The organism is Lysinibacillus mangiferihumi, assembly GCF_003049665.1.
Lineage (GTDB): Bacteria > Bacillota > Bacilli > Bacillales_A > Planococcaceae > Lysinibacillus > Lysinibacillus mangiferihumi.
On record NZ_PYWM01000028.1, the window covers coordinates 1 to 11,435 of the forward strand.

Below are 11,435 nucleotides of genomic sequence, written 5' to 3' on the forward strand. Positions count from 1 at the left end.
GTTCGCTCGACTTGCATGTATTAGGCACGCCGCCAGCGTTCGTCCTGAGCCAGGATCAAACTCTCCATAAAAGAAATTTGATTAGCTCAAATTGTTTTGCTGGCATCAATTTTGATGTCCAAAATTTCGTTTCGTTCACTAACAAAGTTAGCTACTAAAAACTATATTGATTACGTTTTGCTTGTTCAGTTTTCAAGGTTCATTTTGTTGCCGTTTGTTTTTAGCAACTTTTAAATCATAACATCGTTTGTTTTCGTTGTCAACATCTTTTTTAAAATGTTTTTTGGAGCGGGTGATGAGAATCGAACTCACGACATCAGCTTGGAAGGCTGAGGTTTTACCATTAAACTACACCCGCAATTATTAAAATGTATTATGGCGCGCCCGGCAGGAGTCGAACCCACAACCTTCTGATCCGTAGTCAGACGCTCTATCCAATTGAGCTACGGGCGCATGTGTTAAATAACTGAACTGACTTGGTGCGGCCGAGAGGACTTGAACCTCCACGGGGTTGCCCCCACTAGGCCCTCAACCTAGCGCGTCTGCCGTTCCGCCACGACCGCATTCAAAAAATAGGAACCTTCTTATTATACAATGATAATTCGAATTTTCAACCTTTTTCTAAAAAAAGATGAGCCATGAAGGACTCGAACCTTCGACCCTCTGATTAAAAGTCAGATGCTCTACCAACTGAGCTAATGGCTCATATTAAGAAATGAATGGCTGGGGTACTAGGATTCGAACCTAGGCATGACGGAATCAAAATCCGTTGCCTTACCGCTTGGCTATACCCCAATAAGTGGCGGTCCCGACCGGGATCGAACCGGCGATCTCCTGCGTGACAGGCAGGCATGTTAACCGCTACACCACGGGACCAATGTTACAATTATCTATTTATGAAAATGACCCCTACGGGATTCGAACCCGTGTTACCGCCGTGAAAGGGCGGTGTCTTAACCGCTTGACCAAGGGGCCATGGCTCCGAAGGCAGGACTCGAACCTGCGACAACCTGATTAACAGTCAGGTGCTACTACCAACTGAGCTACTTCGGAATAATCATATTGTGTTGTCGGCTTTATCTTGTCGACTTTTACTATTATAGGGATTAGCTGAATAAACGTCAACCCTTTTTTAAAAGTTTTTTTACTCAACTATCATTAATTGCCCTGAACACTTGCCACAACAGTATCTGTTTACATTGAATCTAATTTTTCTAACATACCTTTGGTGACATTGTATACATTCATATGTATAGTAAGGGCGCTGTTTTTTGCTACGAGAATTAGGTATTTGCAACGCTGAACAAAATCGAGGGGCATTCACTTTTTTTAACAACGCTCGAAAATCTTTATCTCGATGTTGATAGCCCTTTCCTTCAAGGTGCAAGTGGTAATGACATAATTCATGAAGAATGATCCCCTCTACCTCTCTAACACCATACATTTCAAACGCCTTTGGATTGATTTCAATATTGTGGGATTGCAAAAGATAACGCCCACCTGTTGTACGCAGCCTTGGATTAAAGTATGCACGATGCATAAAGGGTTTATGAAAACTTTCTAATGAAATTCGACTTACAAGCTGTTGCAGTTCCTCATTGTTCAATTTCATCACCTCTAACAATAAGAATACCACACTGCGCAGTATAGACAGTGTGGCAAGAAATTATTACATTTCAATTGTTTGTTTTTCTGGAGGTAGCATCGTTAATGAAATACGGCCTTTGTTTACCTCTATTTGTTCCACCCATACTGTGACAATATCACCTAATGCCACAACCTCTAATGGATGCTTAATACGCTTTTTTTGCAACTTGGAAATATGCACAAGCCCATCCTGTTTTACACCAATATCAACGAATGCACCAAAATCGACGACATTCCGTACAGTACCTTGTAATTCCATTCCTACTTGTAAATCTTCCATTTTTAAAACATCCGTTTTAAGTAATGGCTGTGGGAAAGCATCACGCGGGTCACGACTTGGTTTCATTAAAGTATCTACAATATCCTGAACAGTAACAACGCCAATCCCTAGACTTTCACTTAATGCTTGAACATTAAGAGCTGCAATTGCTTCCTCTGCCTTTTGTGTTCCTAGTTCTTTTTTATTTATGTGAGCCGCTTCTAAAATTTGCTCTGCAATATTGTAGCTTTCTGGGTGAATACCTGTCGCATCGAATGGATTTTTCGCTTCAGGTACACGTAAAAACCCTATTGCTTGCTCATACGTTTTTGCACCGAGGCGAGGAATTTTCTTCAGTTGCGCACGAGTTGTGAATTGCCCATTTTCTTCTCGTACTTTTACAATGTTTTCGGCAACGGTTTTCGATAGCCCTGAAACATATTGCAATAAAGAGGCTGATGCTGTATTGACATCGACACCGACTTGATTGACCGCTGTTTCTACTATAAATGTTAATGACTCTGATAATTTCTTTTGAGAAACATCATGCTGATATTGTCCAACACCTACTGCCTTTGGCTCAATTTTCACTAATTCCGACAATGGGTCCTGCAAACGTCGTGCAATTGACACCGCGCTCCGTTGCTCTACTTGCAAATCAGGAAACTCAGCACGCGCAACCTCCGACGCTGAATATACGGATGCACCGGCTTCGTTGACAATAACATAGGCCACATCTGTGTTTACTTCACTTAAAACATCGGCAATAAATTGCTCAGTTTCGCGTGAGGCTGTCCCATTACCAATCGCAATGATTGTAATAGGATATTTCGCTAAAATCTCTTTCACAACTGCTTTTGATTTTACTACATCCGGCTTTGGTGGATGTGGGTAAATCGCCGTAACTTCTAGCATTTTACCCGTCTCATCAACAACAGCTAGTTTACAACCCGTACGATAGGCAGGATCCACCCCAAGTACATACTTACCTTTTAACGGTGGCTGTAGTAAAAGATTACGGAGATTTTCCGAGAAAATATGAATCGCTTGCGCCTCTGCTTTTTCCGTTAATTCATTACGTAACTCTCTCTCTATAGATGGCTGAATTAATCGTTTGTAGGAATCTTCTATTGCAAGTTTCACCTCTGCAATGGCAGGTGAGAAACCTGTTGCTGGTATCCATTCTTTCCACATGATCATCAGTACTCGATCTATCGGTACTTGGATAGCAACCTTTAAGACATCCTCCTTCTCCCCACGATTTACAGCTAAAATACGATGAGGAACAATGCGGTTGACAGGCTCTTCATATTCGTAATACATTTCAAAAACCTTTTTTTCATCTAGTTCCGCATTTTTTAAAGTGGTAGTCAGCATGCCCTCTTTCCAAGAAAAAGTACGGATTTTTTGCCGTATGCTTGCATCATCAGCAAAGCGCTCTGCTAAAATGTCACGTGCTCCAGCAATTGCATCTTCCACTGTTGCAACATTCTCCACATCAACAAAATCTTGAGCTAATTGGACTAACGCTTCACTACGATACTCTAGTAGTAGATCAGCTAGAGGCTCCAACCCTTTTTCCTTTGCGATTGTCGCTTTCGTACGTCGTTTTTGCTTATATGGGCGATATAAATCTTCAACACGTTGTAATACCGTCGCCACTTGGATGGCATGTTCCAGCTCTGGCGTAAGCTTATCTTGTTCTTGAATTAAACGAAGAACCTCTTCTTTACGTTGTTCAAGTTGCTGTATGTAATGATAACGATCTTCTACAGCTTTTATTTGTACCTCGTCCAAAGAGCCAGTAGCTTCTTTTCGATAGCGCGCAATAAACGGAACGGTGTTGCCTTCATCCAGTAATTTTATCACTGCCTCTGCTTGGTTTGGTTTTATTGCTACATCCTTTGCAATAAGCTGGTACATTTGTTTTTGTTCCACATTATCACTACCTTTTTTCTTTTCATTTTACCACTACACTTCAATAAAAGACCAAAGATAGTCTATCCACCAAGAAGGACAGCCAAAAATAAAAGGCGCTTATTGCTATTGGATTATGTAACCCTCTAGTAATAAACGCCCTAATGATAGGTATTACAGTGGCACACTTCCACTTGCAAGAATAACCTCCTGTAATTTCTTAATTGCTTTTCTTTGAATTCTCGATACATGCATTTGAGAAATACCTAATAGTTCTCCCGCTTCTTTTTGGCTCAGTTGCTCTAAATAAGTAAGCTGAATAATTTGTTTTTCTCGTTCATTCAAAACTTCCATTGCCTCTGCAACAATCATTCTTCTGTTGGTCATTTCATAACCTATATCTTCTTTACCCATAATATCAGATAACGTGACAGTACTTCCGTCATTATCTGATTCGATTGAATGATCCATTGACAGTGCTTGGTAACTTCGGCTCATCTCCATTGCCTCTAAAACTTCTTCCTCCGGTACCTCTAAACGCTCTGCAATTTCTTTAATGGAAGGTGAACGTTGGAACTCTATCGTTAACGATTCTACAGTCGTTTTAATACGTGGTCCAATTTCTTTAATTCGTCTCGGTACATGAACATCCCACGTTTTATCGCGTAAGAATCGTTTAATCTCTCCAATAATAGTAGGTACTGCAAAGGCCTCAAAACTGCGACCAAATGTGGCATCAAAACGTCTTATTGCACCTAGTAACCCGAGCATCCCAACTTGCACAATATCATCGTAATAAGATTTACCATATGAATATTTTCGCGCAATGGACTCTACTAAATTACGATAATGAATAACCAAATTGGTTTGAGCTTCTTCATCTTCTGTTGCTTGGTACAATTCTATCCACTTTAATACATCTTCCTTAGTAGAAGATTTATGTAGTGATTCTTTCGACATTTTTTTCCACCTGCTCCCTAGCGACGTACTTTGTCATGAAGACAGTTACGCCACCATCGTTATTAATCATCACCTCATCCATTAAAGTTTCCATTAAATATAGCCCTAAACCGCCCTCTCTTAGCCCCGCAATACTGTCTCCCGGATGATAAGGCCCAATTTTCGTTTTAATCTCTTCAAAGTTAAAACTATTCCCATAGTCTGCAATCATCATTTCCAACTTGTTTTCATAGAGCGCACAACCTATGACAATTTCGCCTTCTTCAACATCTTTATACGCATGGTGCACAACATTTGTCACCGCTTCACTAACGGCGATTTTCAAATCTTCAATATCATCGTAGCTAAATCCTATGCGGTTAGCTAATCCAGAAACCGTTAAACGAATAACACTGACAAACTGCGGCTTTGCAGGAACCCTTATTTCAATATAATCAAATTCCTTCATTACTTAATTCCACCTTCTTATCAGTTTCAATATCCATCAGTTCACTTAAGCCAGTAATTTCAAATAATCTTTGTAACCGTTTAGATAGGCCTACAATTTTAACTTTACCTTCTTCACGTAAAGCTCTTTTATAAAAAGCTACTAAAATACCAAGACCTGTACTATCCATATAATTCACTTTCGATAAATCTAATTTAATCTCCATACCTTCTTTAATCTTAACCGCCTCTAGTTCCTCACGCATACCAGAAGCTGTAAATGTATCAATTTCACCTTCAACATAACCATATAATTTTGTGCCATCTTTTTTAAAATTTACTACCATGTCCATACAGCCCACCTCCACCATATTTATTAGACTTTTCTTCTTTACCCACATCTATTGGATATTAAACATGATTAACTATTTTTTCTTAGCATAAATTTTATTTTTTGGAGTTACAAAAAATCAACGACAATTTTCTACAAACTTAAAAGGCAATAATGCTTGTATCTTTTCTATTATTAATTTATTGAATGAAAAAAATTAAAAAAACATCAGGATAAATAAAATCCCTGATGCTCTATACACATATGTATATCAAAATTTAACAAGCCCCAAACTAATCATCAATGCTCCATCCACTTTTTCCATTACTGCATGATCTAGCTGCGTAATACGATCAGTCAATCTAGACTTATCAATTGTACGCACTTGCTCAAGCAAAATGACCGAATCACGTTCAAAACCGTACTTTTCAGCATTTATTTCAACATGTGTCGGTAATTTTGCTTTTTGAATCTGTGCAGTAATTGCCGCGATGATGACAGTCGGACTAAATCGATTTCCAATATCATTTTGAATTATTAATACCGGCCTAGTGCCACCTTGTTCGGATCCAACTACCGGCGATAAATCTGCAAAAAAAACGTCACCACGTTTTACATTCAAAGTGTCATCCCCCGCTAACGAGACGCTCCACTGTATGTTGTGCTTCATACTCCGCGTGCAAGCATTCACTTGCAATCATCAGGTTAATATGAGACATCTCAACATATCCTTTCATCATAGCTTCCCGTATTTGATTTGGTTGCTCCTGCATTAAATTTTTGCGCGACAAAATACGCACAAAAGATTCACCTTCAATTACTTCCTTTGTTTGTAGAATCAGTCTATCTTGAATAGCAATTGTAGCTTCTCTTAACTTTTTCTCGTACACAGCAAGCACCTCCAACGGAACCATACACTTTTTCATTACTACCCATTCTACCATTGAAAGATATTGTTGAAAAGACATGAAATGACAAAATATCTGACAATTTGAAGGACAAGTTGTAAAATTTTGTAGGTTGTTGAAAGTATGCACTGGTACCATACGTCATATTGACTTGGTGCCTTGTTACTTAATTTCACTATACATAATCCACTAATCCGAACAGAATTGGCTTTCCCATTCACAGATTAATTTCGACAAATATTCGCAAACACAATTTGTCTAAATGTATTAAAAAATTATTTTCATTAAAAAAATACTTGTAATAAAATCCATTACGCGTTCCACCTAAATTTTATCAAGCTTACATAAAAGACTCCTCTAAAATTTATCATACTCCTTATTTAACTTGACCAAAATTGAATAATTACTATTCCCCCTTATTTTATGAAGCGAAGGGCTACTTGGTTAAACAAATTTAAATGTAAATACGAGGAACTCTTGCTGTAATAATGCATGGTACTTCATAATTAATCGTTTCTAGCTTTGTTGCCCATTCATCTATTGAAATCTCATCTTGCCCTTGACGACCAATGAGCGTTACTTCCTTACCTATAGCATATGCTTTTGGTAGCGCAACCATACATTGGTCCATGCAAATTCGTCCAACAATAGGCATTCTTTGTCCATCTATTAGTACCTCTTGTCCTGCTAATTTACGAATTACCCCATCTGCATAACCTACTGGAATTGTTCCAATCCACATATCTGTTTGTGCAATGAATGTTGCTCCATAACCTACTGAATCTCCTGCTTTTAACTGTTTGACATGGACAAGCTCACTCTCAAGTGAAAAGGCAGGCTTCAATGGAAATGGTAAAATTCCCTCTACATAAGATGATGGTGCTAAACCATACATTGAAATACCATAACGTACAGCATCATATTGTAAACGATTATCTTTTACCAAAGCCGTTGCTGTATTGGATGCATGTACTAGTCTAGGTTTGTCAGGCAATATAGCAATGAGCTTTTCAAATAACGCTACTTGGCTATCGAAATAGGCTGTGTCTTCCTCATCAGCTGTTGCAAAATGAGTAAAAATGCCATCCAATTCTACATTATCTGTTGAATGGATGGTATGGTATAGCGCTAACAATTCGCTTTCGGTGCGTATACCAATTCTGCCCATTCCACTATCTACCTTAATATGTAGTTGTAAAGGGTTTTCTTCCCCTGCTACTATTGTTGCAACTTGCTGTACCCATTGACTTGAAAATACTGTAAGAGTAATGCGTTGTTGTGCTGCATAGGATGCAAACGATACTGGCGAGGCCCCTAATATTAGTATGTCTGGTTCTTCGAAATGTGCTCGAATATGTAATGCTTCATCTGGTGTAGCCACTGCAAGCATTGTTACACCCGCTTCCAAAGCTGCTTTAGCAACTGCAATATCCCCGTGTCCATAGGCATTAGCTTTTACGACTGCGATAATTTGTACATTTGGTTGGAGTAGATCTTTTAAATTTTTTATATTTTGTTGGATTGCTTGTAAATCTACAATTGCTTTGGTTGGTCTGAAATGCTGCTGTGTCTCCATTAGAATACCCTCTTTTTTAGTTATTAAACCGTTATGTATAGGAAAAATTCCATATAACATTCTAGCATACTACTTGTCCGCCATTTGGATAATACATTGCTGATCTACTTGTGCATGTCATTATATAAATTCGACAGCATGTTAATTTTTCCCTTTTTATTCCTATCAAAACTAGTTTGCCTTTTGTAAAATACGCAACACGCTTCTATAGATAATTAATCTCCACTGTTTCACATTACTATACATAAACTGCTAGAAATAAAATGTTCTTTTATTGCCTAATAAGCTACAACTCTCTTTTCAGAAAGCTGTAGCTAGAAAATTTACTTCATACTACTTATCGTCATGGAAGTCGCAACTTCCACCATTTCTTCACGTGTTAATTTACTAGAAGCTACAAAGAATGCGACGCCGTCTTTTTCCCAGCTAATGGACGTATCTGTAATCGCGCCAATTGTAAATCCTAAGTCAACAGGATCACCTGGCGAAGTAACTGGTAACATAGAGGACTCTTTCATAACTGGTTGCTGCATAACTGTAAACGCTTTATCCCCTTCAAACGTTAAAATAACTCGTTCCATACCACTATCACTAATGGCTTTTTCATTTGTCATTTTCGTGTTTTCAAAATTCACAACTGGATAATGCGTTTGGAATTCTTGATATTCAACCTCTGCACCGACTGCTTCTTTTTCACCGTTTGCATCCGCTTGACCTTTAGCATCCGTTTCACCATCTGCTTCCGCTTGACCTTTTGCATCCGTTTCACCTTTTGCATCTTTATCATCTTTTGCATCTTTGTTTGCAGGTGCAGCTTGTTCGCCTTTTGAATCTTCTGTTTCAGTAAATTGTTCCACAGCATACTCTTTCGCAGCATGTTGTACACCTAGCTTAATATTATTAAATGTAATACGAATTTGCTCTTCTTTGACATCATTCATAATCACTACAGATGTAGGAAGCATCGTTTTCTTATCTACCGTTATAACTTGGTGAGGCATACTATTTTTATAGCTATTTCTAGTAGCCGCTTCAAATATATATGCTTTGTCCTCTTCTTTCATGACTAAATTTTTATCTTCAGCTAAATCTTCTGCTAATGCTCCGATTAAATACGCCTGACTATTTTTCTTTGGCCAATCGCTTTGGAATTTGTACATTTTGTTTAATGTTGGTGTAACCACAAAAACTCCATCAGCATTACGCACAATCATTTGCGATACATCTTTCCCACTTTCCACTACTTCCACTCGATAGAAATCAGGTTTTGTATGCCACACGGTAACATCATATGTTCTAGGTTCTCCACCTGATTTAATCTCCATCTTAGCGTCTAACTCATAACCATTCGTCTCTGACCACTTACCATTAACTTTCTTCAACACTTTTTCCTGTGAGGCTGTACCACACGCCGACAGAAGTAATATCGCACAAATTAAGACGAGCCAAGTAACTAAACGGTTGCCCACGCTTTCACCCTTTCTTCTTTCAAATCCACTACGACAATATATGAACCATATTTGTCAGTTATGTCATTTGATGAAAAGGCAATATATTTTATTCCATAAGTAATATTACTTGCGCGGCTGCATATTGCTTAGAATGTGTGATACTGACAAAGCCCTTTACAAGCTCTCCTTTAAAATATAAAACAGGGTTACCTGCTTCCCCTCTTAATATTTCAACATCTTGTAGCGCACAATCTTTCCCTATTCCGGTACCTAGCGCTTTTGAAAAGGCCTCTTTTGCCGCAAATCGCCCTGCTAAAAATTCTATTTTGCGAGATTCAGAATGCGCTGCAAATAGTGCACGTTCGTTAACTGATAAAATGCGGTCTATAAATTTATCTGTGCGTGTCATTGCTTTCACAATACGCTCAGTTTCTACAATATCGAGACCAATTCCTTTAATCATATGAACTTCTCCTTTTCTTATTTCCAAAAAGCCATGTATAATAATTGTAAATTGAGGTGGAGCTATGTTTAGTAGAACAGAAAATTTTAAGCAATATACAAGTTATTACCCTGTTGTTTCAACACTAATAGCAGTGAATCTTATTCTTTATGTATTAACACTTCTTCCAGTCATAGGAGAACTGCTGTGGAACTATGGGATTCAAGTCAATTTCCTTATACAAAGCGGTGAATGGTGGCGGATTTTCTCTGCGATGTTCTTACATGCGAACTTTATGCATGTGCTCTTTAATATGTTCTCCCTGTTTTTATTTGGGCCAGAACTTGAGAAAATTGCAGGTAAAGCACGTTTCATTACAATTTATTTATTATCGGGTATCGTAGGGAACATGGCAACCTTTATGCTTAACGACAGTAGCTATGCAAGCCTTGGCGCAAGCGGCGCAATTTTTGGTATTTTCGGTGCGTTTGGTGCACTTGTCTACTATACGCGTCGTACGATGCCAATGCTTCGTAAGCTTATTTTGCCGATTATCGTCATCAGTGTCATCATGACTTTCTTACAGTCTAATGTAAATGTTTATGCCCATTTAGGTGGCTTAGTGACTGGATTCCTACTCGGACTTATTTACCTACATCCTACAAGAATTCTAAGTTGGCGCAAACAAAGAATGGCAGGAAAATAGCTTGTAAAAAGAGGAGCTACCCCATCAGTGAGGTGTTAATCACTGCGGGCTGTTCCTCTTTTTTATAACTTAACATCCCTAGCATTCCATTTTTTCTAAGGTCATTGACATGCTATCGTTGAAATTATAGTACAACAGTAGCCTCTTTTGCCATTTTTATTTTTTTCCATTCTACTGCGGTTAGCCCATATACAACCTGATCTACATAATGATCGTATAGCCATTCAGCATCTCTTAAACGCCCTTCTTCATTGAATCCTAGCACTTTAGGAATTGTACGACTACGTATATTCCCCACTGCAACGCGGACTTCAATGCGATTTAACTTTAAATATTCGAAAGCAAAATCAATAAATGTCCTCATCGAATTTGTCACAAGCCCCTTGCCAACAAACTCATTTCCTAACCAATAACCAATACTTGTCCACTTATGTTGCCAATTCACTTGATGATAACCAATGACCCCGGCTAGCTTACCATCATAATAAATTCCAGCCTGTATCCCGTTATGGTCAGCATATTGTTGCATTGCATTTCGAACAAATTGTTCTGTATCTTTGACCGTCTTGACATTGTCTACAAAGGGTAACCACTCACGTAAAGTCTCTCTTGAACGGTCTGTTAGCGCAAATAATTCCTCTACATCATTTAAATCTAACATTTTTAAATAGGTGTGCTCATTTATGCTGTATCGAAACATCAAATTCACCCCTTTTTGTTAATTTATTCTATTATAAACGCTTTTTTTCTAGATTTGTATATAAAAAAAGCTAATCTTTACATTTTTATGCAAAGATTAGCCAATCATTTTC

12 protein-coding genes, 8 tRNA genes and 1 rRNA gene are annotated in these 11,435 nt (G+C 38.3%); 1 reads left to right on the plus strand and 20 read right to left on the minus strand.

The features are described from left to right. The 19 genes from C9J37_RS21045 to acpS form a co-directional block, all read right to left on the minus strand. Window positions 1-71, minus strand: a 16S ribosomal RNA gene (locus tag C9J37_RS21045); the annotation flags it as partial. A gap of 213 nt (window positions 72-284) precedes the next feature. Beyond that, window positions 285-358 (minus strand) — tRNA-Gly (locus C9J37_RS21050). A gap of 18 nt (window positions 359-376) precedes the next feature. Further along, window positions 377-453: transfer RNA gene (locus C9J37_RS21055), tRNA-Arg, on the minus strand. Between the two features lie 24 nt (window positions 454-477). Next, window positions 478-563 (minus strand) — tRNA-Leu (locus C9J37_RS21060). Between the two features lie 69 nt (window positions 564-632). Then, window positions 633-705: transfer RNA gene (locus C9J37_RS21065), tRNA-Lys, on the minus strand. A gap of 15 nt (window positions 706-720) precedes the next feature. Next, window positions 721-795: transfer RNA gene (locus C9J37_RS21070), tRNA-Gln, on the minus strand. Window positions 796-800: 5 nt separating this feature from the next. Next, a tRNA-Asp gene (locus C9J37_RS21075) sits at window positions 801-876 on the minus strand. 27 nt (window positions 877-903) lie between these two features. Next, a tRNA-Glu gene (locus C9J37_RS21080) sits at window positions 904-975 on the minus strand. 1 nt (window position 976) lies between these two features. Next, window positions 977-1,053, minus strand: a tRNA-Asn gene (locus C9J37_RS21085). A 91-nt stretch (window positions 1,054-1,144) separates the two neighbouring features. Next, window positions 1,145-1,606: a SprT family protein gene (locus C9J37_RS21090; RefSeq protein WP_107896948.1), complete on the minus strand. Its 462-nt coding sequence runs from the start codon at window positions 1,604-1,606 to the stop codon at window positions 1,145-1,147. Between the two features lie 63 nt (window positions 1,607-1,669). Further along, window positions 1,670-3,844, minus strand: coding sequence for a Tex family protein (locus tag C9J37_RS21095; protein WP_107896949.1), 2,175 nt, complete (start codon window positions 3,842-3,844; stop codon window positions 1,670-1,672). 153 nt (window positions 3,845-3,997) lie between these two features. Next, a complete protein-coding gene (gene sigB, locus C9J37_RS21100) occupies window positions 3,998-4,783 on the minus strand; it encodes an RNA polymerase sigma factor SigB (RefSeq protein WP_107896950.1) in 786 nt (261 codons plus the stop codon). After that, the gene (rsbW, locus tag C9J37_RS21105) at window positions 4,761-5,231 is read right to left on the minus strand and encodes an anti-sigma B factor RsbW (protein ID WP_024361306.1); all 471 of its coding nucleotides are present in this window, start codon (window positions 5,229-5,231) and stop codon (window positions 4,761-4,763) included. Before rsbW ends, sigB begins: the two co-directional genes overlap by 23 nt. Then, on the minus strand, window positions 5,218-5,562 hold the full coding sequence (locus tag C9J37_RS21110) for an STAS domain-containing protein (RefSeq protein WP_107896951.1): 345 nt from the start codon (window positions 5,560-5,562) through the stop codon (window positions 5,218-5,220). The genes rsbW and C9J37_RS21110 overlap by 14 nt, the downstream gene beginning before the upstream one ends. A gap of 249 nt (window positions 5,563-5,811) precedes the next feature. Beyond that, window positions 5,812-6,162 carry a type II toxin-antitoxin system PemK/MazF family toxin gene (locus C9J37_RS21115; RefSeq protein ID WP_008177055.1) on the minus strand — a complete coding sequence of 117 codons (351 nt, stop codon included), beginning with the start codon at window positions 6,160-6,162 and terminating at the stop codon, window positions 5,812-5,814. A 4-nt stretch (window positions 6,163-6,166) separates the two neighbouring features. Then, window positions 6,167-6,430 carry a hypothetical protein gene (locus C9J37_RS21120; protein ID WP_080653282.1) on the minus strand — a complete coding sequence of 88 codons (264 nt, stop codon included), beginning with the start codon at window positions 6,428-6,430 and terminating at the stop codon, window positions 6,167-6,169. Between the two features lie 472 nt (window positions 6,431-6,902). Continuing rightward, on the minus strand, window positions 6,903-8,024 hold the full coding sequence (gene alr / locus C9J37_RS21125) for an alanine racemase (RefSeq protein ID WP_107896952.1): 1,122 nt from the start codon (window positions 8,022-8,024) through the stop codon (window positions 6,903-6,905). Between the two features lie 323 nt (window positions 8,025-8,347). Then, complete coding sequence (locus C9J37_RS21130) at window positions 8,348-9,493, minus strand: LolA family protein (RefSeq protein ID WP_107896953.1); 1,146 nt, start codon at window positions 9,491-9,493, stop codon at window positions 8,348-8,350. Window positions 9,494-9,581: 88 nt separating this feature from the next. Further along, complete coding sequence (gene acpS / locus C9J37_RS21135; protein ID WP_069508989.1) at window positions 9,582-9,938, minus strand: holo-ACP synthase; 357 nt, start codon at window positions 9,936-9,938, stop codon at window positions 9,582-9,584. 64 nt (window positions 9,939-10,002) lie between these two features. Between acpS and C9J37_RS21140 the strand changes: the two genes are divergently transcribed. Next, the gene (locus C9J37_RS21140; protein ID WP_024361312.1) at window positions 10,003-10,623 is read left to right on the plus strand and encodes a rhomboid family intramembrane serine protease; all 621 of its coding nucleotides are present in this window, start codon (window positions 10,003-10,005) and stop codon (window positions 10,621-10,623) included. A 124-nt stretch (window positions 10,624-10,747) separates the two neighbouring features. Here the strand turns inward: C9J37_RS21140 and C9J37_RS21145 are convergent, their stop codons facing one another. Beyond that, the gene (locus C9J37_RS21145) at window positions 10,748-11,323 is read right to left on the minus strand and encodes a GNAT family N-acetyltransferase (protein WP_107896954.1); all 576 of its coding nucleotides are present in this window, start codon (window positions 11,321-11,323) and stop codon (window positions 10,748-10,750) included. Between the last annotated feature and the right edge of the window lie 112 nt (window positions 11,324-11,435).

Bases quoted from the DNA above. Each gene is read 5' to 3' on its own strand.
- sigB (WP_107896950.1), bottom strand. From the start codon at position 4,783: ATGTCGAAAGAATCACTACATAAATCTTCTACTAAGGAAGATGTATTA.
- rsbW (WP_024361306.1), bottom strand. From the start codon at position 5,231: ATGAAGGAATTTGATTATATTGAAATAAGGGTTCCTGCAAAGCCGCAG.
- C9J37_RS21110 (WP_107896951.1), bottom strand. From the start codon at position 5,562: ATGGACATGGTAGTAAATTTTAAAAAAGATGGCACAAAATTATATGGT.
- alr (WP_107896952.1), bottom strand. From the start codon at position 8,024: ATGGAGACACAGCAGCATTTCAGACCAACCAAAGCAATTGTAGATTTA.
- acpS (WP_069508989.1), bottom strand. From the start codon at position 9,938: ATGATTAAAGGAATTGGTCTCGATATTGTAGAAACTGAGCGTATTGTG.
- C9J37_RS21140 (WP_024361312.1), top strand. From the start codon at position 10,003: ATGTTTAGTAGAACAGAAAATTTTAAGCAATATACAAGTTATTACCCT.
- C9J37_RS21145 (WP_107896954.1), bottom strand. From the start codon at position 11,323: ATGTTTCGATACAGCATAAATGAGCACACCTATTTAAAAATGTTAGAT.